Source organism: Pseudomonas sp. LTR0 (genome assembly GCF_036630035.1).
In the GTDB taxonomy this organism is placed as follows: domain Bacteria; phylum Pseudomonadota; class Gammaproteobacteria; order Pseudomonadales; family Pseudomonadaceae; genus Aquipseudomonas; species Aquipseudomonas putida_Y.
Window position 1 is genome coordinate 4,194,879 of record NZ_CP123734.1, and the last position, 21,884, is coordinate 4,216,762.

26 protein-coding genes are annotated in these 21,884 nt (G+C 61.9%); 12 read left to right on the forward strand and 14 right to left on the reverse strand.

Features of this window, described 5'->3' with window-relative positions; all coding sequences use genetic code 11:
• Positions 1–109: 109 nt before the first annotated feature.
• Together QCL51_RS19235 and QCL51_RS19240 are read right to left on the reverse strand one after the other, a co-directional pair.
• Positions 110–1,501 (reverse strand): sensor histidine kinase, encoded by a 1,392-nt coding sequence (locus tag QCL51_RS19235; RefSeq protein ID WP_338444033.1) that lies wholly within the window; start codon positions 1,499–1,501, stop codon positions 110–112.
• Between the two features lie 3 nt (positions 1,502–1,504).
• Positions 1,505–2,224, reverse strand: coding sequence for a response regulator transcription factor (locus QCL51_RS19240; protein WP_021782537.1), 720 nt, complete (start codon positions 2,222–2,224; stop codon positions 1,505–1,507).
• 193 nt (positions 2,225–2,417) lie between these two features.
• Between QCL51_RS19240 and QCL51_RS19245 the strand changes: the two genes are divergently transcribed.
• From QCL51_RS19245 to QCL51_RS19260, 4 genes are all read left to right on the forward strand, one after another.
• On the forward strand, positions 2,418–5,171 hold the full coding sequence (locus tag QCL51_RS19245) for a response regulator (protein ID WP_084850385.1): 2,754 nt from the start codon (positions 2,418–2,420) through the stop codon (positions 5,169–5,171).
• Between the two features lie 284 nt (positions 5,172–5,455).
• Positions 5,456–6,445 (forward strand): 2-hydroxyacid dehydrogenase, encoded by a 990-nt coding sequence (locus QCL51_RS19250; RefSeq protein WP_021782539.1) that lies wholly within the window; start codon positions 5,456–5,458, stop codon positions 6,443–6,445.
• Between the two features lie 31 nt (positions 6,446–6,476).
• Positions 6,477–6,914: a hypothetical protein gene (locus tag QCL51_RS19255; RefSeq protein ID WP_021782540.1), complete on the forward strand. Its 438-nt coding sequence runs from the start codon at positions 6,477–6,479 to the stop codon at positions 6,912–6,914.
• Positions 6,911–7,315, forward strand: coding sequence for an META domain-containing protein (locus tag QCL51_RS19260; protein WP_021782541.1), 405 nt, complete (start codon positions 6,911–6,913; stop codon positions 7,313–7,315). The genes QCL51_RS19255 and QCL51_RS19260 overlap by 4 nt, the downstream gene beginning before the upstream one ends.
• Before the next feature lie 116 nt (positions 7,316–7,431).
• Here the strand turns inward: QCL51_RS19260 and QCL51_RS19265 are convergent, their stop codons facing one another.
• Positions 7,432–7,896, reverse strand: a complete 465-nt coding sequence (locus tag QCL51_RS19265) for a peroxiredoxin family protein (RefSeq protein ID WP_010952706.1) — start codon at positions 7,894–7,896, stop codon at positions 7,432–7,434.
• 85 nt (positions 7,897–7,981) lie between these two features.
• On the opposite strand from QCL51_RS19265, the gene arsC reads away from it, so the two are divergent.
• From arsC to QCL51_RS19280, 3 genes are read left to right on the forward strand one after another with little or no spacing between them, the layout of a single operon-like run.
• A complete protein-coding gene (arsC, locus tag QCL51_RS19270; RefSeq protein ID WP_101196199.1) occupies positions 7,982–8,335 on the forward strand; it encodes an arsenate reductase (glutaredoxin) in 354 nt (117 codons plus the stop codon).
• Positions 8,332–8,937 carry an NAD(P)H:quinone oxidoreductase gene (gene wrbA, locus QCL51_RS19275; protein WP_101196200.1) on the forward strand — a complete coding sequence of 202 codons (606 nt, stop codon included), beginning with the start codon at positions 8,332–8,334 and terminating at the stop codon, positions 8,935–8,937. The genes arsC and wrbA overlap by 4 nt, the downstream gene beginning before the upstream one ends.
• Positions 8,930–9,343, forward strand: a complete 414-nt coding sequence (locus QCL51_RS19280; protein ID WP_021785866.1) for a DUF2069 domain-containing protein — start codon at positions 8,930–8,932, stop codon at positions 9,341–9,343. Before wrbA ends, QCL51_RS19280 begins: the two co-directional genes overlap by 8 nt.
• Before the next feature lie 103 nt (positions 9,344–9,446).
• Here the strand turns inward: QCL51_RS19280 and QCL51_RS19285 are convergent, their stop codons facing one another.
• Positions 9,447–10,118 carry a DNA-3-methyladenine glycosylase I gene (locus tag QCL51_RS19285; RefSeq protein ID WP_010952703.1) on the reverse strand — a complete coding sequence of 224 codons (672 nt, stop codon included), beginning with the start codon at positions 10,116–10,118 and terminating at the stop codon, positions 9,447–9,449.
• 4 nt (positions 10,119–10,122) lie between these two features.
• Positions 10,123–10,947 (reverse strand): tRNA 2-thiocytidine(32) synthetase TtcA, encoded by an 825-nt coding sequence (gene ttcA, locus QCL51_RS19290; RefSeq protein ID WP_014592121.1) that lies wholly within the window; start codon positions 10,945–10,947, stop codon positions 10,123–10,125.
• 262 nt (positions 10,948–11,209) lie between these two features.
• On the opposite strand from ttcA, the gene QCL51_RS19295 reads away from it, so the two are divergent.
• Both QCL51_RS19295 and QCL51_RS19300 read left to right on the forward strand, forming a co-directional pair.
• Complete coding sequence (locus QCL51_RS19295) at positions 11,210–11,809, forward strand: Yip1 family protein (protein ID WP_003252385.1); 600 nt, start codon at positions 11,210–11,212, stop codon at positions 11,807–11,809.
• Positions 11,810–11,940: 131 nt separating this feature from the next.
• Positions 11,941–12,435 carry a SprT family zinc-dependent metalloprotease gene (locus QCL51_RS19300; protein WP_021785867.1) on the forward strand — a complete coding sequence of 165 codons (495 nt, stop codon included), beginning with the start codon at positions 11,941–11,943 and terminating at the stop codon, positions 12,433–12,435.
• Between the two features lie 185 nt (positions 12,436–12,620).
• On the opposite strand, the gene fpr is transcribed toward QCL51_RS19300, so the two are convergent.
• Positions 12,621–13,400 (reverse strand): ferredoxin-NADP reductase, encoded by a 780-nt coding sequence (fpr, locus tag QCL51_RS19305; RefSeq protein WP_003252381.1) that lies wholly within the window; start codon positions 13,398–13,400, stop codon positions 12,621–12,623.
• Positions 13,401–13,517: 117 nt separating this feature from the next.
• Here fpr and finR point away from each other — a divergent pair, with 117 nt between their 5' ends.
• The gene (finR, locus tag QCL51_RS19310) at positions 13,518–14,444 is read left to right on the forward strand and encodes a LysR family transcriptional regulator FinR (RefSeq protein WP_003252379.1); all 927 of its coding nucleotides are present in this window, start codon (positions 13,518–13,520) and stop codon (positions 14,442–14,444) included.
• Here the strand turns inward: finR and QCL51_RS19315 are convergent.
• The 3 genes from QCL51_RS19315 to QCL51_RS19325 form a co-directional block, all read right to left on the reverse strand.
• Positions 14,441–14,806: a diacylglycerol kinase gene (locus QCL51_RS19315; RefSeq protein WP_010952700.1), complete on the reverse strand. Its 366-nt coding sequence runs from the start codon at positions 14,804–14,806 to the stop codon at positions 14,441–14,443. The genes finR and QCL51_RS19315 overlap by 4 nt on opposite strands.
• A gap of 73 nt (positions 14,807–14,879) precedes the next feature.
• On the reverse strand, positions 14,880–15,530 hold the full coding sequence (erdR, locus tag QCL51_RS19320) for a response regulator transcription factor ErdR (RefSeq protein ID WP_010952699.1): 651 nt from the start codon (positions 15,528–15,530) through the stop codon (positions 14,880–14,882).
• Between the two features lie 178 nt (positions 15,531–15,708).
• Positions 15,709–16,419: a tRNA-uridine aminocarboxypropyltransferase gene (locus tag QCL51_RS19325; protein ID WP_021785868.1), complete on the reverse strand. Its 711-nt coding sequence runs from the start codon at positions 16,417–16,419 to the stop codon at positions 15,709–15,711.
• Positions 16,420–16,635: 216 nt separating this feature from the next.
• Here QCL51_RS19325 and QCL51_RS19330 point away from each other — a divergent pair, with 216 nt between their 5' ends.
• Positions 16,636–17,055 (forward strand): quorum-sensing-regulated virulence factor family protein, encoded by a 420-nt coding sequence (locus QCL51_RS19330; RefSeq protein ID WP_021785869.1) that lies wholly within the window; start codon positions 16,636–16,638, stop codon positions 17,053–17,055.
• A 14-nt stretch (positions 17,056–17,069) separates the two neighbouring features.
• Here QCL51_RS19330 and QCL51_RS19335 read toward each other — a convergent pair whose 3' ends face one another.
• A complete protein-coding gene (locus QCL51_RS19335) occupies positions 17,070–17,279 on the reverse strand; it encodes a hypothetical protein (protein ID WP_021785870.1) in 210 nt (69 codons plus the stop codon).
• A 160-nt stretch (positions 17,280–17,439) separates the two neighbouring features.
• Between QCL51_RS19335 and QCL51_RS19340 the strand changes: the two genes are divergently transcribed.
• A complete protein-coding gene (locus tag QCL51_RS19340; RefSeq protein ID WP_084850386.1) occupies positions 17,440–18,558 on the forward strand; it encodes an LOG family protein in 1,119 nt (372 codons plus the stop codon).
• A 132-nt stretch (positions 18,559–18,690) separates the two neighbouring features.
• Here QCL51_RS19340 and recX read toward each other — a convergent pair whose 3' ends face one another.
• The 4 genes from recX to QCL51_RS19360 all read right to left on the reverse strand — a co-directional run bounded on the left by recX (position 18,691) and on the right by QCL51_RS19360 (position 21,771).
• Positions 18,691–19,161, reverse strand: a complete 471-nt coding sequence (gene recX, locus QCL51_RS19345) for a recombination regulator RecX (RefSeq protein WP_338444040.1) — start codon at positions 19,159–19,161, stop codon at positions 18,691–18,693.
• 21 nt (positions 19,162–19,182) lie between these two features.
• Positions 19,183–20,247 carry a recombinase RecA gene (recA, locus tag QCL51_RS19350; protein ID WP_338444041.1) on the reverse strand — a complete coding sequence of 355 codons (1,065 nt, stop codon included), beginning with the start codon at positions 20,245–20,247 and terminating at the stop codon, positions 19,183–19,185.
• 103 nt (positions 20,248–20,350) lie between these two features.
• Positions 20,351–20,833, reverse strand: coding sequence for a CinA family protein (locus QCL51_RS19355; RefSeq protein ID WP_103469356.1), 483 nt, complete (start codon positions 20,831–20,833; stop codon positions 20,351–20,353).
• Between the two features lie 284 nt (positions 20,834–21,117).
• On the reverse strand, positions 21,118–21,771 hold the full coding sequence (locus QCL51_RS19360) for a hypothetical protein (protein WP_021785874.1): 654 nt from the start codon (positions 21,769–21,771) through the stop codon (positions 21,118–21,120).
• Positions 21,772–21,884: the final 113 nt, after the last annotated feature.

Genomic DNA, 21,884 nt, shown 5'->3' on the forward strand with positions numbered 1-21,884 from the left:
CTATCATACCGGCAAACCCTTCGCGGCCATATCACGCAATCTGTAGTGCATATAGCTACAAGCTATAACGGTGAGACATGTGCGGGCCTCTTCGCGGGTAAAAACGCGCCTAAAGGCTAGCGGATCCCTGTAGGCGCGGGTTTACCCGCGAAAAGGCCGGCACATGCAACGGCAACCTCATCCACAAGCGCAACCCGCGTTTGCCATTCTGCGCCCACAAGGTCCCGCCCTGGCGCTGAATGGCACTGCGGGCGATGCTCAAGCCCAGACCGAAGCCCCCATCCCCCGGCCGAGAACCGTCCAGCCGCGAGAACGGCGCGAAGATCCGCTCCAGGTCCTCTTCAGCCACTCCGCCGCCTTCATCCTCCAGCCACAGCCACCAATAACCGCCTTCGCGCTGGCCTCCCAGCCGCACCACACCCTCGGCCGGCGAGTGACGAATGGCATTGCGCAACATGTTCTCCAGCGCCTGAGCCAGGTGGTTGAGGTTGCCCTGCACCCAGCAGTCGGCCGGTACTTCGCAGCGCAATTGCGCAGGCGACCAGCCGCTCTCGTAGCTGGCATTTTCGGCCAGCAACTCCCACAAGGCGTGGACCTCGATCGGTTCCAGGTTCATCGGTGCACGCTCGGCGTCCTGCCAGGCCAGTTGCAGAGTGTCTTCGACCAGTTGCTGCATGCAGTCCACTTCACGGATCAGGCGATCACGCAGACGCTGCAGGTCGGTTTCACCATCGCAGGCCACCCGCAGCCGGCTCAGCGGCGTACGCATTTCGTGGGACAGGTCGCGCAGCAACTGCTGCTGCATAGCCACCGTGCCTTGCAGCCGCTCAGCCATCTGGTCAAAGGCACGCGCCAGCTCACCCAGCTCGTCATGCCGGGCGATGGTGCGCGAGTCCAGGCGGGCCGACAGTTGATCGGCCCGCCAGGCATTGGCCTGCTCGCGAAGTTGATTCAGCGGCACGATCAACATGCGGTACAGGCCTACACACAACAGCAAGGTGAACAACCCCGGAATGATGCCGTTGGTGACGATGCGCCACAGCAAGCGGTGCTGGCCCGGATTGAAGCGCTGCGGCAGTTCGATCACCAGCATCCCCTGCTCCGGGGCCCCCGGGAACGGTATGCGCACCCACGGCTGGTCGACGCTACGCCGACTCATCGGCCAATCGACACCCCGCAGGCGTGTCAGACGCTGCATGATCTGCGGGTTGAGTGTGGCGTTGTCGAGCGGGCGCAGGTTGATGTCGAGCACGCCCACCCAGCCCCGTTCGCGCTGATGCATGGCCGCCACCCACTGGTCCAGCCCTGCCCGCCCGCCGCTGCGCCAGGCCTGCTCAGCTTCGGCGGCATAACCTCGCAAGGTCTGCCGTGCCGGCTCCGAGAGGAAGGCGTTCTGGGTTTCCATGTGCCGGCCCCAGGTGTAACTGAGGCCGATCATCAGCAGGCAGAAGCCCACCAGCAAGACGGCCAGCTTCCAGAACAGCGAATGGCGGTCGAGCATGGTTCACTCCGCCTCGCCGGCACTGAGCACGTAACCCTTGCCCCACACGGTGCGGATCTGCCGTTCGTGATAACCAATGCCCTTTAGCTTGCGGCGGATCTGGCTGACGTGCATGTCCAGGCTGCGGTCATGCCGTGAATAGCCGCGCTGCAACACCTGCTGGTACAGGAACGGCTTGCTGAGGACCTCGTCGAGGTTGCGGTTCAGTATGTCCAGCAGGCGATATTCGCTGGGGGTCAGGCCCGCCAGGCGGCTATCCAGGCACACGTCACACAGCCCCTCGTCGAACTGCAGCCCGCCGCCGTTGGCTGGTTCCAGCGGGCCCTGATGCCGCCGTTCCAGGGCCACGCGGCGCAGAATCGCCTCGATGCGCACCTGCAACTCGGCCATGCTGAATGGCTTGGGCAGGTAATCGTCGGCGCCGCGCTGAAAGCCGCTGATACGGTCGGCCTCGGCCCCCAGCGCCGACATCAGGATTACCGGCGTGGCGCTGCGCCTGCGCAATTGTGCCAAGGCGTCCAGCCCGTCAAGCCCGGGCAGCAGTATATCCATGAGCACAACATCGAAAGCCTGGCGGCCAGCCTTTTCCAGGCCCTCCAGGCCATTGCGGCACCAGGTGACCTGGAAGCCGCCGCGCTGCAGCTCTTCTTGCAGATAGGCGCCAAGAACCGGGTCGTCCTCGATGGCAAGGATGTTGGAGTTGTAAATAGCTACAGGATTCATTGGCAACTGCCACTAATTCTCAATTGAGCGATTATTGAGTATTCGCCACCTGCCAGGCAACCGCGCTGTGACCATAACCCCGGCAACAGCGCATGACACATACTAAAGAGATGCAATGGTGCGGCAGGCGGAGTAACTTCGCGGCTTGGCCGTTACCACTTGACGGCATCCAGGCACATCAAAGGAGGCGAGTGTGCTCGATCGTTTGGGAATCCGCAGTCGGGTCCTGCTGCTGGCACTGCTACCGGCCGGCTTGATGGCCCTGGTGCTGGGTAGCTATTTCACCTGGCTGCAACAGAACGACCTGCGCACCCAGCTGTTGCAGCGCGGCAAAATGATCGCCGAACAACTGGCGCCACTGGCCGCACCCGCCATGGCCCGGCTCGCGCCTGCGCAACTGGAGAGAATTGCCGCACAAACCCTGGAGCAGGCCGATGTGCGCGCAGTTGCGTTTCTGGCCCCCGACCGCAAGCGCTTGGCCCACGCAGGCCCGAGCATGCTCAACCTGCCGCCCAGCGGCGGTACTGGCACCCAACTCCTGCAGCGCAGCGGTAACGACGCCACCCGCTACCTGATGCCCGTGTTCGGCCACCATCGCGACCTGGCCACCGACGCCGTGCCGGCCGAAGCCGAGCGCCTGCTGGGATGGGTAGAGATCGAGCTGTCGCACGACGGCACGCTGCTGCGCGGCTACCGCAACCTGTTTACCAGCCTGTTGCTGATCCTCGCCTGCCTGGCACTCAGCGGCCTGTTGGCGCTGCGAATGAGCCGCACCATCAACGACCCCATCGAACGCATCAAGCACGCGGTCAATCAGCTCAAGGACGGCCACCTCGAAGAACGCCTGCCAACCATGGGCAGCCATGAGCTGGACGAACTGGCCCACGGCATCAACCGCATGGCCGAAACCCTGCAAAACGCCCACGAAGAACTGCAGCACAGCATCGACCAGGCCACCGAAGACGTGCGCCAGAACCTGGAAACCATCGAAATCCAGAACATCGAGCTGGACATGGCGCGCAAAGAGGCACTTGAGGCCAGCCGTATCAAGTCGGAGTTCCTGGCCAACATGAGCCACGAAATCCGCACCCCGCTCAACGGCATCCTCGGCTTTACCCACCTGCTGCAAAAAAGCGAGATGACACCGCGCCAGCTCGACTACCTGAACACCATCGAGAAATCTGCTGACAACTTGCTGGGGATCATCAACGAGATCCTCGATTTCTCCAAGATCGAGGCCGGCAAGCTGGTGCTCGACAGCATACCGTTCAACCTGCGTGACCTGATCCAGGACACCCTGACCATCCTCGCTCCGGCCGCCCACGCCAAGCAGCTGGAGTTGCTGAGCCTGATCTACCGCGACACGCCTGCTTCCCTGGTTGGCGACCCATTGCGGCTCAAGCAGATTCTCACCAACCTGGTCAGCAACGCCATCAAGTTCACCCGCGAAGGCACCATCGTCGTGCGCGCCATGCTGGAAGACGAGCACGAAGACTGCGCGCAGTTGCGCATCAGCGTGCAGGACACCGGCATCGGCCTGTCACCACAGGATGTGCGCACACTGTTCCAGGCCTTCAGCCAGGCTGACAACTCACTGGCCCGCCAGCCCGGCGGCACCGGCCTGGGGCTGGTGATTTCCAAGCGCCTGATCGAACAGATGGGCGGCGAGATCGGCGTCGACAGTACCCCGGGTGAAGGATCGCAGTTCTGGATCAGCCTCAACCTGCCCAAGGCTCATGACGATGTCGAAGCCCTGCCACCGCAGCCGTTGCTTGGCCGCCGTGCCGCCATTGTCGATGGCCACGAACTGGCACGCCAGGCGCTGGAACACCAATTGGAAGACTGCGGCCTCAGCGTGAGCCTGTTCGGCTCCTATGACCTGTTGCTGCAAGGGGTGCAGGCCGCCAGCCAGGCTGGCCTGCCGTTCGAGTTCGCCGTGCTCGGGGCTAACCTGGGTAACCTGTCGCCCGAGCAACTGGGCCATTATCACCAGCAGCTCGAGCGTTACCACTGCCAATGCGTGGTGTTGTGCCCGACCACCGAACAGGCGCTTTACCACCCATACCTGCCCAACGGCCATGGCCAGTTGCTGTCCAAGCCGACCTGTACCCGCAAGCTGCGGCGTCTCTTGCTGGAACTGGTACAACCACGTCGCCCGCTGGCCGATGTCAACAGCGTCAATGGCCAGCGCCGACCGAAAATACTCTGCGTCGACGACAACGCCGCCAACCTGCTGCTGGTAAAAACCCTGCTCGAAGACTTGGGTGCCGAGGTACTGGCCGTCAACAATGGTTATGCGGCGGTACAGGCCGTGCAGGACGAGCTGTTCGACCTGGTGCTGATGGATGTGCAGATGCCCGGCATGGACGGCCGCGCCTGTACCGAACAGATTCGCCTATGGGAAAACACCCAAAGCGGCAACCCCCTTCCGATCGTCGCCCTCACGGCCCATGCCATGGCCAACGAGAAGCGCGCGTTATTGCACAGCGGTATGGACGACTACCTGACCAAACCGATCAGCGAACGGCAACTGGCCCAGGTGGTGATGAAGTGGACCGGCCTGAGCCTGGGCACACCCCAGCAGGCGCAGGCCGAGCTACTGCCCAACGGTGACGAACTGAAGGTACTCGACCCCGAAGAGGGCCTGCGCCTGGCCGCTGGCAAGCCAGATCTGGCGGCTGACATGCTGAGCATGCTGCTGGCCTCGCTGGATACCGACCGCGAAGCCATACGCGCCGCCCGCGCAGCCGACGACCACAATGGCCTGATCGAGCAAGTACACCGTCTGAACGGTGCCTCGCGCTATTGCGGTGTGCCGCAATTAAGGGCAGCGTGTCAGCGTAGCGAGACATTGCTGAAGCAGGACAGTCTGCTGGCGCAGCAGGCCCTGGATGAACTGGATGCAGCGATCGGTCGCCTGGCTGCGCAGGCCCGGCTGAATGTGTGAGCGCATGGGGCCTGGCTTGGAGCATGCGGCGCCTGTGAGATCGAGCGCCGCCCGCGCGGCGCATCGCGAGCCATGCTCGCTCCTACGTTTGTTTCGGGCCAGTAACGCCTGTGCCAGACGCGCGCGACCGCTTTGTTCGTCCAACGTGATATCGCGCCATGCAGCAAAATGCTCGCGCGCACATCCTCAGGAATAATTGGGCCGAAACAAACGTAGGAGCTCGCGCTGTGCCGCGCGGGCGGCGCTCGATCTCACAGCCAGCAACCAACCCAAGGAGCCCCACCATGCGCGTCCTGTTGTTCAGCAGCCAGCACTACGACCAGGAAAGCTTCACCGAGGCTGCCCGCGGCACCACCCTGGAGCTGCATTTCCAGCCCGCCCGCCTGACGCTCGACACCGCCGCCCTGGCAGATGGCTTTGAGGTGGTCTGCGCCTTCATCAATGACGATCTCGGCGCGCCGGTGCTGCAGCGCCTGGCCGCCGCCGGCACGCGGTTGATCGCCCTGCGTTCGGCCGGCTACAACCACGTCGACCTGGCCGCCGCCGAGCGCTTGGGCCTGACCGTGGTGCGGGTGCCGGCCTACTCGCCACACGCGGTTGCCGAGCATGCCGTGGCGCTCATCCTGGCACTCAACCGGCGTCTGCACCGGGCTTACAACCGCACTCGCGAAGGTGACTTCACCTTGCACGGGCTCACCGGCTTCGATCTGCACGGCAAAACCGTCGGGGTGGTCGGTACCGGCCAGATCGGTGCCGCCTTTGCCCGCATCATGGCCGGTTTCGGCTGCCAGTTGCTGGCGTACGACCCCTACCCCAACCCGGAGCTGCTGGCCCTTGGCGCCCGCTACATGCCCCTGCCCGAGCTGTTGCGCGAAGCCCGCATCATCAGCCTGCACTGCCCGTTGACCGAGCACACTCGCCACCTGATCAATGCGCAAAGCCTGGCCCAGTTGCAGCCCGGCGCCATGCTGATCAACACCGGTCGCGGTGCGCTGGTCGACACCCCTGCGCTGATCGACGCACTGAAAAGCGGCCAGCTTGGCTACCTGGGCCTGGACGTCTACGAAGAAGAAGCCCAACTGTTCTTCGAGGACCGCTCCGACCTGCCCTTGCAAGACGATGTGCTGGCTCGGCTACTGACCTTCCCCAACGTAATCATCACCGCCCACCAGGCTTTCCTCACCCGCGAGGCGCTGGATGCCATTGCCGCGACCACACTGCACAACATCAACCGCTGGGCGGCAGGCAATCCACAGAATCTGGTGATGGGTTAGTGCTAGGATACGCGGCATTTCTGGAGGACCCATGGTCGAACACGATTTTCGCTACACCCTTTTCAACCCGCAACACACCCTGATCGAGTGCCGTGCGTTGGTGCCGGGCCGCTATCAGGTCACTGGCAACGGCGGCTCGATGCACAAAGGCGACAGCCTGCTGGTCACGCTCAAGGGCAGCAAGGATTTGTCCATGCGCCTGACCGTGGAAAGCGTGCGCCACCTGATCAACCCACGCGGCCAGTGGGTTGCCGTGGCGAGCGGCCCGGTGTTCAACGAGCTGGAAATCCTCACCTGGCAGGTCGAATGCGATAACTGCGATGCGGTGCTGGGCTTCGAGTTCGCGGTAGACGCCAAGCTCGGCAAGGCAGCTCGTCAACCGGCGGCCAGCGCCCGTATTGCAGAGCTGGGCTGGACCAGCCGTGGCGAAAAACACCTGTGCCCACGTTGCCAGGAGAGCGCCGAGTGAAAAATCTGCTGACCGGCGTGCTGATTGCAACCGGCCTGCTCGGCTGCGCCACAGAACCTTCCAAGCTGCAGCAGGAGCGCAGCTACGTGCTGGAGTGGATTGGCGAACGACCACTGATCGACTACAGCCACCTGACCTTGACCCTGGCCAGCGACGGCCGTGCCTATGGCAACGGCGGCTGCAACCACTGGTTTGCGCCTTACACGCTGGATGGCGAACACCTCAGCTTTGGTAAGGTCGGCAAGACCCGCAAGCTGTGCGCACCCGCGCTGATGGAACAGGAAAAGCGCTTCCTGCAGGCGCTGGAAACGGTTGAGCGTTGGGATGTGTCACCGGTGGAGCAGATACGCTTCTGGCCGGCCGAAGGCAAGCCGCTGCGCTTCTGGCCTGAGGAAGGCTGAGGATTGCCGGGGCCGCTTTGCGGCCCTTCGCGGGCGCGCCCGCTCCCACAGTTTGGACTGTCCCCCTGTGGGAGCGGGCATGCCCGCGAAGGGCCGCGAAAGCGGCCCCTCCGGCATCAGGCGCCTTTCAGGGCCTTGATCTTGGCCTGCAACCCTTCCAGGGTCTGCTCGCCCATCAACTGCTCACGCACCTTGCCCTTGTCGTCAATGATGTAGGTCACCGGCAACGCCTCGCTGCGCGGCAGGTCATAGCGCTCGGCCGGGTCCTGGGCCAGCACGGTGAAACCGATACCCAGGGTTTCGGCAGCCTGCTTCAGGTCCTGCCCCTGCAGGCCATCGAAGTTCACCCCCACCACCTTGACGCCATCAGCCGCCCACTGCTTGGCCGCTGCGTTCAGTTCCGGGATTTCGGTACGGCACGGCCCGCACCACTCAGCCCAGTAGTTGAGCACCAGCCAGTGCCCTTCGATCTGTTCGGCCTTAACCGTATTACCGTGTTGGTCCACGCCGTAATCGGCACCGCAACCACCGAGCAACAGGCTCGCGGTGATGGCCAGTACTGCTGCCAGACGCCTTGCCATGGGTCAATCCTTCTCGAGTTTTAAAGCAAATTGGTCAGTCGCTGCGGTTAGAATAGCCGCCACACCCAGCTGGATGCGACCCGACATGACTGACCTCACGCTCTATCATAACCCGCGCTGCTCAAAATCCCGCGGCGCCCTTGAACTGCTCGAAGCCCGCGGCCTGGCCCCGACCATCGTGCGCTACCTGGAAACCCCGCCCGACGCTGCCACCCTCAAGGCCCTGCTCGGCAAGCTGGGCATCGCCCCGCGCCAATTGCTGCGCAGCGGCGAGGACGAATATAAAACGCTTAACCTGGCCGACCCGGCACTGACCGACGCGCAACTGATCGAGGCCATGGCCCAGCACCCCAAGCTGATCGAGCGGCCGATCCTGGTTGCCGGTGACAAGGCCGTGGTCGGTCGTCCGCCAGAGAAAGTGCTGGAGATCCTGTCGTGAGCGCGCCCTACATCCTGGTGCTGTATTACAGCCGCCATGGAGCGACCAGCGAAATGGCCCGGCACATCGCCCGCGGTATCGAGCTGGCCGGCATGGAGGCACGCCTGCGCACGGTGCCCGCGATTTCCACCGAATGCGAAGCGGTGGCCCCGGATATTCCGGCCAGTGGCGCGCTGTACGCCAGCCTTGATGACCTGCGCCACTGCGCAGGCCTGGTACTGGGCAGCCCGACCCGGTTCGGCAACATGGCAGCGCCACTCAAGTACTTCCTGGATGGCACCAGCAGCCTTTGGCTAGGCGGTGAGCTGGTCGGCAAACCGGCTGGCGTGTTCACCTCCACCGCCAGCCTGCACGGCGGCCAGGAAACGACTTTGCTGTCGATGATGCTGCCGCTGATGCACCACGGCATGTTGGTGATGGGCTTGCCCTACAGCGAGTCGGCACTGCTCGAGACCCGTGGCGGGGGCACGCCTTATGGCGCCAGCCACCACGCAGGCGCCGATGGCAAGCGCGAACTCGACCCCCACGAAATCGCCCTGTGCCGCGCCCTGGGCCAACGCCTGGCAACCACGGCCAAGGCCCTGGAGGCCACGCGTGGCTAGAAAGCCCAAGGTATTGCCGCCGCTGCAATGGCTGGTACCACGCCTGCGCCTGACCCGGGCATTGAGCCTGGCATGCTTCTTCGGCCTGATCGCCCTGCTGGTGGTGAACAACCTGTGGTTCGCCAACCTGCATGGGGCCCGGGTCGAGGTGATTCTGGCGATCGAACTGGTGCCGTTGCTGTTACTGCTGCCAGGCATGCTGAAAGGCAGCGCCCGGGCGCATGCCTGGACCTGCTTCGTGGTGAATATCTATTTCATCAAGGGCGTGCTGGCGGCGTTCGACCCGGCCCGGGCGGTATTCGGCTGGCTTGAAGTGCTGGTGAGCCTGGGGCTGTTCATTGCCGGGTTGCTGTACGTGCGCTGGAAGTTCCAGCATGAGCGGCGCATGGCGGGCGAAGGCAGTTAGATTTTTCGCAGGCGTGCCCGCTGCCACAGGAATCGCACCGCGCTGAAGGCCTGTGCAGTACCGGTGGGAGCGGGCGTGCCCGCGAATGGGAGCAACACAAGACTCAATGGTTGACGGTATGCGCCAGCATCACTGACAACTGGCACAGCGGCCGCCCGCTCTCTGCATGCCACTGGTTGAACGCCTGCTGCACCAAAGCCAGGTCACGCTGGCTGGTCGGCTGCTTGTCGATCACCTTCTGCGCAATCAACGCCGCCGCCATGTCATCGGTTGGGATGAACGTGTCCTTGCCGACCATGCGCAAAAACCGTGGCGCCGACAACCCACCCAACTGGTTGCCGTGCTTGGCCAGGTACTTCCACAAGCCGACAATGTCGGTCACTGGCCAGTCGGCGATGAATGCCCCAAAACTGCCATGCGCCTTGGCGATATCCAGCACCATCTGCGCATTGCGCGGCACGCTCTTGAGCTTGCCCAGGTGGCGGATAATGCGCTCATCCTGCATCAACCGCTCCAGATGCTCGGCGCCCATCAACACCACTTTCTCCGGATCGAAGCCGAAGAACACCTGCTCGAACGCCGGCCACTTGGCGTCCACCAGGCTGTGCTTGAGCCCGGCGCGAAACACCCGCAGGGCCAGCGTCGACAGGTAGCGGTCGTCACTGATGTCGCGCAGTTGCGCCGGCGTGCGCGGCTGCGGCAGGAAAGCCTCCAGCGCCTGGGCCGAACCAAAACGGTTCAGGCAGTACTCATGCAACCACTGGTAATCGCGCATGGGCTCAGATGTTCAGCACGTCGAGGAAACGCGGGGTAGCGTTTTCGTCGATCTTCAGGCTGGTGAAGTCAAACAGGTTCCGGTCGGCCAACTGCGACGGTGCCACGTTCTGCAGGGCACGGAAGATGCTCTCGGTACGGCCCGGGTGCTTGCGTTCCCACTCCACCAGCATGTCCTTGACCACCTGGCGCTGCAGGTTTTCCTGCGAGCCGCACAGGTTGCACGGGATGATCGGGAATTCCTTCATGTCCGAGTAGGCCTGGATGTCCTTCTCGCTGCAGTAGGCCAGCGGGCGGATCACCACGTTGCGGCCGTCGTCGGCGCGCAGCTTCGGCGGCATGCCCTTGAGCGCGCCGTTGAAGAACATGTTGAGGAAGAAGGTTTCGACGATGTCGTCGCGGTGATGCCCCAGCGCCATCTTGGTAGCGCCAATTTCGTCGGCAAAGGTGTACAGGGTACCGCGGCGCAGGCGCGAACACAGCGAGCAAGTGGTCTTGCCTTCGGGTACCAGCTCCTTTACCACCGAGTAGGTATCCTTCTCGACGATGTGGTATTCGACCCCCAGTTCCTTGAGGTACGCCGGCAATACGTGCTCAGGGAAGCCCGGCTGTTTCTGGTCCATGTTCACCGCCACGATCTCGAACGTGATCGGTGCCACCTTCTGCAGGTGCAACAGAACGTCGAGCATGGTGTAGCTGTCCTTGCCGCCGGACAGGCAGACCATGACCTTGTCGCCATCCTCGATCATGTTGTAGTCGGTGATGGCTTCGCCGGCGAGACGACGCAGGCGTTTTTGCAGTTTGTTCTGGTTGACCGAAAGGGTGCCCATAGCGCTTGAATCCGCGAGGTGTGACAAAAGCCGGCTATTTTACGCACAAACGCAGCGCCGCTGTAGGCATTCCGATAAAGACTTCAATGTAATCAACAGCACCGCTTACAGCGCAATTTGCTCTAAAAAGCACGGTTTATGCGGGCAACGGCTTCCTATACTGCCACATAAGGCCACATTACCGCTTGCATCGGTGTTAGGGCCTCGGGCCGCTTGCGCTCCATGTGGGGGGCGTTTGGCAACATTGAGAGGAGTGATCGGCATGATTCATCACGTTGTGGGGCTGTTTACCCATCCCGATCAGGAATGGCGGGAGATTCGTGGCGAAGAAGAAACCATCAGCCACATGTACCTGACGCACACCCTGATCCTCGCGGCGATTCCTGCCGTTTCGGCGTTTATCGGCACTACCCAGGTTGGCTGGGTGATCGGTGACCGACCAGCAGTGATGCTGACCATGGAAAGCGCTATCTGGATGAGCATCATGTCATACCTGGCCATGCTGGCCGGGGTGGCAGTAATGGGCGCGTTCATCCACTGGATGGCCCGAACCTACGATGCCAACCCGTCCATGGCGCAATGCATCGCCTTTGCCACCTACACCGCCACACCCTTGTTCATCGGCGGCCTGGCGGCGCTTTACCCGCATCTCTGGCTGGGCATGCTGATCGGCACTGCCGCTATCTGCTACACGGTATACCTGCTGTATGTCGGCTTGCCAACGTTCATGAACATACCGTCAGATGAAGGCTTCCTGTTCTCCAGCTCGGTGCTGGCAGTAGGCTTGGTGGTACTGGTGGCTATCATGGCCGCTACCGTCATTATCTGGGGACTGGGCGTGGGGCCCGTCTACACCAACTAAAACAGACTGAAACAACACTGGGGCATCAACCAGGGGCCGCCGCGAGGCGGCCTCTGGCTGTGCGCTGACCGGTGACTCGGCAAGCCACCTGCGCTTGCGGCATAATGCCTGGCCAGGAGAACCGCCCCGCCATGCCCGAGCAGCTCAAACAACGCGTCGAAACCTGCTACCAGCAAGCCGAAGCCTTTTTCAAACGCCGCTTCCCGCGCCCGGAAGTCAGCTTCAAACTGCGCGGGCAAAAAGCCGGTGTCGCCCACCTGCACGAGAATCTGCTGCGCTTCAACCTGCAGCTCTACCGCGAAAACCAGGAAGACTTCCTGCGCCAGACCGTGGCCCATGAAGTGGCACACCTGGTTGCCCACCAACTGTTTGGCGACCGCATCCAGGCCCACGGTGAAGAGTGGCAATTGATCATGCGCGGGGTTTATGAGCTGCCGCCCAATCGTTGCCACAACTATGACGTGCAACGGCGCGCAGTGACCCGCTATATCTACCGCTGCCCATGCCCGAAAAGCGATTTCCCGTTTACCGCGCAGCGGCACAGGCTGGTGCGCCAGGGGCGACGATACCTGTGCAAGCGGTGTCGGGAAATCCTGGTGTACAGCGGTGAGACGCGGGTCGAATAGACCGGGTTTGCCAGCACCGGCCCCTTCGCGGGCAAGCCCGCTCTTACAGCGTTCGTACAATTCCCGAGACGTGCGCTGCACCTGTAGGAGCGGGTTTACCCGCGAAAGGGCCGGAACAGGCAATGCACAAATCCCAGGCATAAGAAAGGCGACCCGAGAGTCGCCTTCCTGAACCCATCTGCGCCTTACTTCTCGACGAAGGCACGCTCGATCAGGTAGTCACCCGGCTCGCGCATGCGCGGGGAGATCTTCAGGCCGAAGCTGTCCAGCACTTCGCTGGTCTCGTCGAGCATGCTCGGGCTGCCACAGATCATCGCGCGGTCGTCTTGCGGGTTGATCGGCGGCAGGCCGATGTCGCTGAACAGCTTGCCGCTGCGCATCAGGTCGGTCAGACGGCCCTGGTTTTCGAACGGCTCGCGGGTCACGGTCGGGTAGTAGATCAGCTTGTCGCGAACCGACTCACCGAAGAACTCGTTCTGCGGCAGGTGCTCGGTGATGAACTCGCGGTAGGCCACTTCGTTCACGTAGCGCACGCCGTGCACCAGGATCACTTTTTCAAAGCGCTCGTAGGTTTCCGGGTCCTGGATGACGCTCATGAACGGCGCCAGGCCAGTGCCGGTGCTCAGCAGGTACAGGTGCTTGCCAGGATTCAGGTCGTCGAGCACCAGGGTGCCGGTAGGCTTCTTGCTGATGATGATCTCATCGCCTTCCTTCAGGTGTTGCAGCTGCGAGGTCAGCGGGCCGTCCGGCACCTTGATGCTGAAGAATTCAAGGTGCTCTTCCCAGTTCGGCGAAGCGATGGAGTAGGCACGCATGAGCGGACGGCCGTTGTCCTGCTGCAGGCCGATCATCACGAACTGACCGTTCTCGAAGCGCAGGCCCGGGTCGCGGGTGCACTTGAAGCTGAACAGGGTGTCGTTCCAGTGGTGCACACTGAGGACACGTTCGTGGTTCATGTTGCTCATCGATGGGGCTCCTGAAGAAAAACGCGCGCGCAAAGCGCACAGTTGCGCAATAGTTTAGGGGCAGCGACAATATCTGTTAACTGGATTATCAAGATATGTGTTATCGGTTATATCGATATGCGATTCACACTCCGTCAAATGCAAGTCTTCGTCGCCGTCGCCCAGCACCAAAGCGTCTCTCGGGCCGCCAGCCTGCTGGCGCTGTCGCAGTCGGCTGCCAGCACCTCTATCACCGAACTTGAGCGCCAATCGAGCTGCCAGCTGTTCGACCGTGCCGGCAAACGCCTGGCCCTCAATGCCCTTGGCCATCAGCTGCTGCCACAAGCAGTAGCCCTGCTTGACCAGGCCAAGGAAATCGAAGACTTGCTCAACGGCAAATCCGGTTTCGGCTCGCTGGCGGTCGGCGCCACGCTGACCATCGGCAACTACCTGGCCACCCTGCTGATCGGCAACTACATGCAGACGCACCCGGAAAGCCAGGTAAAACTGCATGTTCAAAATACTGCGCATATCGTGCAACAGGTCGCGCACTACGAAATTGATCTGGGTCTAATCGAAGGCGACTGCAATCACCCCGACCTGGAGGTTCAGCCGTGGGTCGAGGACGAACTGGTGGTGTTCTGTGCGCCACAGCACCCACTGGCGAAACTGGGCCGCGCCGATATCGAAAGCCTTTCGCAAGAGGCGTGGATCCTGCGCGAACAAGGCTCAGGCACGCGCCTGACCTTCGACCAGGCCATGCGCCATCACCGCGCCAACCTTAATATTCGCCTGGAGCTGGAACACACCGAAGCGATCAAGCGCGCGGTGGAGTCGGGCCTGGGCATCGGTTGCATTTCACGCCTGGCCCTGCGTGACGCCTTCCGCCGTGGCAGTCTGGTTCCTGTGGAAACCCCGGAACTGGACCTGCTGCGCCAGTTCTACTTCATCTGGCACAAACAGAAGTACCAGACCTCGGCCATGCGTGAGTTTCTCGAGCTATGCCGCAACTTCACTGCGGGCTTTACCCGCAGCGACGAAATCGTGCTGCCACCGATCGCTTAAAGCAGGATCACACCCCACACCAGCGCCACCATGGTCAGGGCCACCAGCTGTGCGGCGCTGCCCATGTCCTTGGCATTTTTCGACAGGGGGTGGCGCTCCAGCGAAATGCGATCGATGGCCGCCTCCACCGCCGAGTTGAACAGCTCGACGATCAGCCCCAGCAGGCAAACGGCGATCATGATTGCCCGCTCGGCGCGGCTGACCGGCAGCCAGAAGGCGATCGGGATCAGCAGCACGTTGAGCAGCACCAGCTGGCGGAATGCGGCCTCGCCCTTGAAGGCTGCACGCAGGCCGTCCAGCGAGTAGCCAGCGGCGTTGAAGATGCGTTTGAGGCCGGTCTGGCCCTTGAATGGCGATGTCATGTGAGTCACTTCACAGCAGAAAGGCCAGCAGACTAGACCGGCTCGGGTCAAAAAAGCGTGAAGCCACGCGCAGTCAGTTGCTGGCAACCGATTCAAGTTGTTGCAGCAGCAACGCAGCCTGGGTCCGGGTGCGCACGCCCAATTTGCGGAAGATCGCGGTAACGTGAGCCTTGATAGTCGCTTCCGATACGCTCAGCTCATAGGCGATCTGCTTGTTCAACAAGCCTTCGCAGACCATGGTCAGTACGCGGAACTGCTGGGGCGTGAGGCTGGCCAAGCCTTCGCTGGCGGCCTTTGCCTCGGCCGAAACATCTACCTTTTCGAACGCCTGCGGCGGCCACCAGACCTCGCCGTCAAGCACCTTGCGCACCGCATCCTGGATCACTTCCAGGGTGCTGGACTTGGGAATGAAACCACTGGCGCCGAACTCGCGGGACTTGACCACCACGGCGGCCTCTTCCTGTGCCGAAACCATCACCACGGGGATCTGCGGGTACTGCCCGCGGAGCAGTACCAGACCGGAAAAACCGTAGGCACCCGGCATGTTCAGGTCCAGCAGCACCAGGTCCCAGTCGGCTTTTTCGCTCAGGCGGGTTTCCAGTTCGGCAATGCTTGCGACTTCGACCAGACGCACATCGGAGCCAAGCCCGAGGGTAACGGCCTGGCGCAGGGCGCCACGGAACAGTGGGTGGTCATCGGCAATCAGGATTTCGTATGTGGCCATCGATCTAAGGATCCTGTTCTGTGCCAGGCACTCGAGAGGAAGGGAAGCGCCCGGCGGGAATCGGCACCAAGGATGACGAGCACGGTGCAGGGTGATCAAGCCAATCGCCCTGCCGCCTCGCCCACCCCGGCTGCCAGCTCCGTCATTATGAACCAAAGCAGGGGTTATGCCCCTTGGACTATAGGAAGGTATGCAAACGCTGGTGGATGTCGTCCTGCTCGTCAAGCGGCAACCGCCGCTTGCCGCTCAGGTAATGCAGGCTGAACACATCCAGGTAGGCATCCAGCGCCTGCGAAGCCTGGCTGTCGCCAGCAAGGTCCAGGCACATGGCCGCAACTTCCGCCGTGCAGAAATGATCATCGCGCTTGGAGCGCCGCAGGCGGTAGCGCGACATCTGCTCGGCTTGCAGGCTCAACACCGGGAAGCGGTCCAGGTAGGGGCTTTTGCGGAACATCTTGCGCGCTTCGGTCCATGTGGCATCCAGCAGGATGAACAGTGGACGCTTGCCCGGCTCGCGCACCACCTCGCTGACCACCCGTTCCTGGGCAACGAACTCGCCCGGAAATACGATATAGGGCTGCCAGCGCGGGTCATCGAGCAAGGCCAGCAGACGCTCGTCAACCGCAGTGCGCAACCAGCCGAAGGCCCAGGTGTCTTCGATCAGGTCGGCAATCAACCAGCCAGTGTTGGTGGGTTTCAGCGGCTCGGTGTCGTGCATCAGCAGGCACACACCTGCGTCAGCCTGCACCCGAGGCTTCCAGGCACACAGGCAATGGGTAGCGATGACCCGGCACTCCGGGCAACGCTCGGCACGCGAGCCACGGGCGATGAAAGGCTTGTTGCTGCGGGCCAGGCGTTCGGCACGCAGACGCGCTACCGCATGGCTCATGCCGGCAGGCCTCTGGACTGATTGGAAATGGGCACAAGGATGACTCGGAGAAAACAAGGCAGCCAGTTTACCAGAACGGGTGGCAATTGCTGTGCAGCCGGCACAGCGCTCCTTATAATCGGTTTTTTGCCGTGCCGGACCTCGCCGCACGCAATTCCACGGAACGCCGTTGACCCGCGCATGTCAAAGCGCCAGTCATCGAACCAGGAGAGACTCATGCTGCGCCTTATCGCCCCCGCCCTGAGCCTGCTGCTCGCACTGCCTCTGGCAGCCCAGGCGGCATCCAAGCAGGATTACGACCTGAACACCCTGCTGCAAAAGGTCGCCAAAGAGAGCAGCGTCGGCACCCCGCGTGCGATCAACGAGGACATCCTCGATCAGGGTTACACCGTTGAAGGCAAGGCGCTGGTCAACCATCTGAGCGTACGCCAGAGCCACGCAGAGCGCATGCAGGCCAACCCTGAGCAGGTGCGTAGCCAGCTCGGCGACAGCGTGTGCCGCAACAACGGCTTCCGCAACCTGATGTCCAAGGGCGCGGTCATGGTCTACCGCTTCACAGTCTACAAAACCAACCAGCCAGTCATGGACCAAGCCTTCGACAACGCCAGCTGCCTGGCCGGCAACAAGAAGAAGTAAGCACAGCGTTAACGCTACACCTTCTCGTCCTCATGAGCGCGCCAGCCACCTTCAGCGGCATCGGCGCGCATCTCCGCCAACAGCGCCTGCAAGTATCGCGACCGGCACTCCAGCCCCGACAGCCTGCGACGGCACTCGGCCTCAAGGCTCAGGTGATGCACCTGGGCGGCGTTCTCCAGCTGCTGGTAGAGCTGCCGGTCCACTTCGATGACCAAGCGATGCATACCGCCACCTCCTGCATCGACACATTTCGCTCTACCAGTTAACCAAACCCGTGCTGCCGATGGCCGCAGGCCGACAGGCGGCTGCGCCGATCACGTCGGCACGATCGGGCGCAAGGGTCTAGATTGAGGTCAGAGGTATTGGTGCAGAAGGAGACGTCGCATGCCTTACCATTCGAATGAACTGCTGTTCAGCCACTTCCGCGACAACAATATCGACCTGAGCAATATCGAAGCACAACTGCAACTGGTTGCCCCCAACAGCCCTAACCTGCCGCTCTACCGCGACATGATGCTGACCATCCTGCGCATGGCCCATGACGACAGCGACCGCTGGAGCGCCAAGATCACCCTGCAGGCCTTGCGCGAACTGGACCAGTCGTTTCGCACCCTGCAGCGCTACAAAGGCCGACGCAAGGTGACCGTGTTCGGCTCGGCACGCACCCCACCGGAGCATCCGATGTACGCCCTGGCCCGCGAACTGGGCGCCACTCTGGCGCGCTCCGACCTGATGGTCATCACCGGCGCCGGCGGCGGCATCATGGCTGCCGCCCACGAAGGGGCCGGCAGCGAGCACAGCCTGGGCTTCAACATCACTTTACCCTTCGAGCAACATGCCAACCCGACGGTGAACGGGACCGACAAACTTCTGCCGTTCCACTTTTTCTTCATCCGCAAGCTGTTCTTCGTCAAGGAGGCCGATGGCCTGGTGTTGTGCCCTGGCGGCTTTGGCACGCTGGATGAAGCGCTGGAGGTACTGACCCTGATACAGACCGGCAAAAGCCCACTTGTGCCAGTGGTGCTACTGGATTCGCCGGGCGACAGCTTCTGGCACGACTGCCTGGACTTCATCAGCCGCCAACTCGAAGAGAACCGCTACATCCTGCCCAGCGACCTGAAGCTGGTGCGGCTGGTACACAGTGCCGACGAGGCCGTGGAGGAAATCAACCAGTTCTACAGCAACTACCACTCCAGCCGCTGGTTGAAGAGCCAGTTCGTGATCCGCATGCATCACCCGCTCAGCGAAGCGGCGCTGTATGACATTCAGGAAGGTTTTGCCGACTTGCGCCTGAGTGGCAAATATCACCAGCAAGCGGATAGCAGCGCCGAACACGAAGTAGGCGATTACAGCCACCTGACACGCCTGTCATTCGCCTTCACTGGCCGGGACCAGGGGCGCTTGCGTGAGCTGGTGGATTTCATCAATCTGCCGGAGAACTGGGCAAAGCCAGAGCCCATGCATACCACGCAGAGGGCCAGGCAGGCGCTGAAAGTGAGTTGATGCTTTTTTGTAACAGTTCGCGTGTTACCTGCTGGGGCAACCTTGTGCTGCGCCTACACCTGATCGGTGGCCGGGCGCAGACCGCCCAAACCGATTATTCGCGACGTGCACGTCTCACTGTAGTTTCAAGCGTCAATAATCGTCGAGATCACGCCCGCTGAGCAGACGGCCGATCATGTCCATGGGGAACCCTCGGTAAGCCAGGAACCGGGTCTGCTGGGCACGGCTGCGCGGATCTTGCGGGCGCTGCCCAGCAAACTTGCGCTGCCACACGTCTCGCATACGCTCGATCCAATTCACCTCACTTTCACGCAGGGCCTGGTCGATGTCTGCACGCGCCAAACCACGCTGGCATAGCTCTTCGCGAATACGCGCAGGGCCATAGCCAGAACCGGAACGATAACGGATGAAACTCTCAAGGTAGCGGGCTTCACTAAGCAGCCCTTCTTCGGCGAGCCGATCGAGTTCAGGCTCGATCAACTCGTCCGAAGCGCCGCGCTGACGCAGCTTGCGCGTCAGTTCGACTCGACCGTGCTCACGTCGTGCGAGCAGGTCCATGGCTGTCCGCCGGATGGCGACGGGGGTGTCGAGTACGGCAGACATATTCGGCTATCTACTGCGCAATCAATAACCGACGTCAGCGTCGGCCATGTCATCGGCATCAGCTTCGGCAGCAGCTTTGCCGGCTTCAGCAGCAGCACCCGCTTTCAGCAACTTCTCACGAATTTGCTTCTCGATCTCGGCACCAATAGCCGGGTTCTCAGCCAGGTACTTGGCTGCGTTGGCTTTGCCTTGGCCGATCTTGTTGCCCTGGTAGGCATACCAGGCACCAGACTTCTCGACCAAGCCCTGAGATACCCCCAGATCAATGATCTCGCCGTTACGGTAGATACCTTTCCCGTAAAGAATCTGGAACTCAGCCTGACGGAACGGAGGCGAGACCTTGTTCTTGACGATCTTGACGCGGGTTTCGCTGCCGACCACCTCGTCGCCTTCCTTGACCGCGCCGGTACGGCGGATGTCCAGACGGACCGAAGCGTAGAACTTCAGGGCATTACCACCGGTAGTGGTTTCCGGGCTGCCGAACATCACACCGATCTTCATACGGATCTGGTTGATGAAGATGACCAGGCAGTTGGCGTTCTTGATGTTACCGGTAATCTTGCGCAGCGCCTGGGACATCAGGCGGGCCTGCAGGCCCACATGCATGTCACCCATCTCGCCTTCGATTTCGGCCTTCGGCACCAGTGCGGCCACGGAGTCGACAATGATCACGTCGACCGCATTGGAGCGCACCAGCATGTCGGTGATTTCAAGGGCCTGCTCACCGGTGTCCGGTTGCGAAACCAGCAGGTCATCGACGTTGACGCCCAGCTTGCCGGCGTACTCAGGGTCAAGGGCATGTTCGGCGTCGACGAAGGCGCAGGTGGCACCGTTCTTCTGCGCTTCAGCGATGACAGACAGGGTCAGCGTAGTCTTACCCGACGATTCCGGGCCGTAGATCTCGACGATACGGCCTTTTGGCAGACCACCGATGCCGAGGGCGATGTCCAGGCCCAGCGAGCCGGTGGAGATGGCTGGAATGCCTTGACGCTCATGGTCACCCATGCGCATGACCGCGCCTTTACCGAATTGGCGTTCGATCTGACCCAGGGCCGCAGCCAAGGCGCGCTTCTTGTTGTCGTCCATTGAAATCCTCACGTGTTCGACTTGGCCCTGACGGCCGGAATACCTGTATAAGTAGCCAGTATTATTCCACAGGCAGACGCCCGCGCAAACCCCTGTCGTCGATTTACTCGGCACCAAGCTGTAACAAGCCGTCTAACGCGGCGATCACCGTCTGTCGGCGCACCGCCTCGCGGTCACCGTCGAACTGCCGGCGTTCGCTGAACACCCGGCCGCCGTCACCCCAGGCCAGCCACACGGTGCCCACCGGTTTGGCTGGCGAGCCGCCGTCCGGCCCGGCCACACCACTCACCGCCACGGCGAAGCGTGCGCCACTGGCGGCCTGAGCCCCACGGACCATGGCTTCGACCACTTCCTGGCTGACTGCCCCCACCTGCCCGAACAACGCTTCAGGCACCCCCAGCTGGCGGGTTTTCTGGGCATTGGAATAGGTGACGTAACCGGCCTCGAACCAGGCCGAGCTGCCAGGTATGCGGGTGATGGCTTCGGCAATGCCACCACCGGTGCACGATTCGGCGGTAGTCACCTGTGCATTGAAACGGCGCAGGTGCTCACCCAGGCGGGTGGCGAGCGTGGTGATCGGGTCCATGTAGGGTGCTCCTGGTAGGCTGCCCTCTACCCTATCATTCCGGGGAGGGTGGACGGCACCCGATCTCACTGACGATAGACCACTCATGGCATGCATCAGAGCATCAGCGCAATTTTAAAGTACCCGCCGCCGCTCACTGATATTCAGCCAAATCCCGCAGCGGCTGGCCACAGCGCCCACAGACTCTACGTGAGATAACGATTTCTCCGACAAAAATGCGCTCGACCTCTATGGACCGGTGCCGGAACAGCCTACACACGATACGCCTGAACAAAATGACTACCTCAGAAGTTCAGCCGAAGCATGGTGCGCCAGATGTTTTTCAGAGGTGAGCGGCGGTGCTTCGCCCAGTTACGTTCCCACCATTCATCCTCATTGCGCACTACCTGCTCCAGGTCACTGCCTGCAACGGCGGCAGCATGCTGGCGGAACATCATGGGGAACACGCAATGCTGGCGGATCTTGTGTTTGACCAACACATCCACAGGCGTGCCATCATAGGGCGTCTCTGCCAGAATCCTGCAGCCCTCGCGGGACAGCACGTAAGCGTGCAGCGCAACAACCCGGCCCCTGGCGATGAACGGGAACCAAGTCAGCCAGGTTCGCCCCATCGAATAGCCCAGGTGCAGGGCCTCGAATCGCCGGGTCTGCATGAACCGGTTTACCCAGCGCACCTGCCAAGCCTTGAATTCATAGGCCTTGGCATCATCTTCAAAAATCAGAATCCTGTCGTGGCCATTGTCGAGCGCATGGCGGGCCAGTTGTTGATGCGACTCGTAGCACCCCCGCCTGGGGTCGCTGTTTTTTTCAACGACATGAAAGACCACTTGATTGTCGAGTTGCCGGCCGATGGTTTCGCGGAACAGGGCACGCCGGTCACTCCGCGTTTCGAGGGAAATACAAAATACCGCATCGACGTCAAAACGAATTCCGCTCACTGCTCTAATCAACCTTGCAATAGATGTTTACCGGGCCAGGTACCACCGCAGGTGAATGAGGCAGGCCACCCCTGATGATCAAGTTGCGCAATTCTCCACAGGGGGCACATGGT

What these genes read in the sequence shown, in the direction of transcription:
- QCL51_RS19300 (WP_021785867.1), top strand. Translation starts at nt 11,941, where the DNA reads ATGCCCGAGCAGCTCAAACAACGCGTCGAAACCTGCTACCAGCAAGCC.
- ttcA (WP_014592121.1), bottom strand. Translation starts at nt 10,947, where the DNA reads ATGGGCACCCTTTCGGTCAACCAGAACAAACTGCAAAAACGCCTGCGT.
- erdR (WP_010952699.1), bottom strand. Translation starts at nt 15,530, where the DNA reads ATGGCCACATACGAAATCCTGATTGCCGATGACCACCCACTGTTCCGT.
- QCL51_RS19265 (WP_010952706.1), bottom strand. Translation starts at nt 7,896, where the DNA reads ATGGCAAGGCGTCTGGCAGCAGTACTGGCCATCACCGCGAGCCTGTTG.
- QCL51_RS19315 (WP_010952700.1), bottom strand. Translation starts at nt 14,806, where the DNA reads ATGACATCGCCATTCAAGGGCCAGACCGGCCTCAAACGCATCTTCAAC.
- QCL51_RS19295 (WP_003252385.1), top strand. Translation starts at nt 11,210, where the DNA reads ATGATTCATCACGTTGTGGGGCTGTTTACCCATCCCGATCAGGAATGG.
- QCL51_RS19340 (WP_084850386.1), top strand. Translation starts at nt 17,440, where the DNA reads ATGCCTTACCATTCGAATGAACTGCTGTTCAGCCACTTCCGCGACAAC.
- QCL51_RS19285 (WP_010952703.1), bottom strand. Translation starts at nt 10,118, where the DNA reads ATGCGCGATTACCAGTGGTTGCATGAGTACTGCCTGAACCGTTTTGGT.
- recA (WP_338444041.1), bottom strand. Translation starts at nt 20,247, where the DNA reads ATGGACGACAACAAGAAGCGCGCCTTGGCTGCGGCCCTGGGTCAGATC.
- QCL51_RS19330 (WP_021785869.1), top strand. Translation starts at nt 16,636, where the DNA reads ATGCTGCGCCTTATCGCCCCCGCCCTGAGCCTGCTGCTCGCACTGCCT.
- QCL51_RS19355 (WP_103469356.1), bottom strand. Translation starts at nt 20,833, where the DNA reads ATGGACCCGATCACCACGCTCGCCACCCGCCTGGGTGAGCACCTGCGC.
- fpr (WP_003252381.1), bottom strand. Translation starts at nt 13,400, where the DNA reads ATGAGCAACATGAACCACGAACGTGTCCTCAGTGTGCACCACTGGAAC.
- QCL51_RS19240 (WP_021782537.1), bottom strand. Translation starts at nt 2,224, where the DNA reads ATGAATCCTGTAGCTATTTACAACTCCAACATCCTTGCCATCGAGGAC.
- QCL51_RS19335 (WP_021785870.1), bottom strand. Translation starts at nt 17,279, where the DNA reads ATGCATCGCTTGGTCATCGAAGTGGACCGGCAGCTCTACCAGCAGCTG.
- arsC (WP_101196199.1), top strand. Translation starts at nt 7,982, where the DNA reads ATGACTGACCTCACGCTCTATCATAACCCGCGCTGCTCAAAATCCCGC.
- QCL51_RS19250 (WP_021782539.1), top strand. Translation starts at nt 5,456, where the DNA reads ATGCGCGTCCTGTTGTTCAGCAGCCAGCACTACGACCAGGAAAGCTTC.
- recX (WP_338444040.1), bottom strand. Translation starts at nt 19,161, where the DNA reads ATGTCTGCCGTACTCGACACCCCCGTCGCCATCCGGCGGACAGCCATG.
- QCL51_RS19325 (WP_021785868.1), bottom strand. Translation starts at nt 16,419, where the DNA reads ATGAGCCATGCGGTAGCGCGTCTGCGTGCCGAACGCCTGGCCCGCAGC.
- QCL51_RS19235 (WP_338444033.1), bottom strand. Translation starts at nt 1,501, where the DNA reads ATGCTCGACCGCCATTCGCTGTTCTGGAAGCTGGCCGTCTTGCTGGTG.
- finR (WP_003252379.1), top strand. Translation starts at nt 13,518, where the DNA reads ATGCGATTCACACTCCGTCAAATGCAAGTCTTCGTCGCCGTCGCCCAG.
- QCL51_RS19255 (WP_021782540.1), top strand. Translation starts at nt 6,477, where the DNA reads ATGGTCGAACACGATTTTCGCTACACCCTTTTCAACCCGCAACACACC.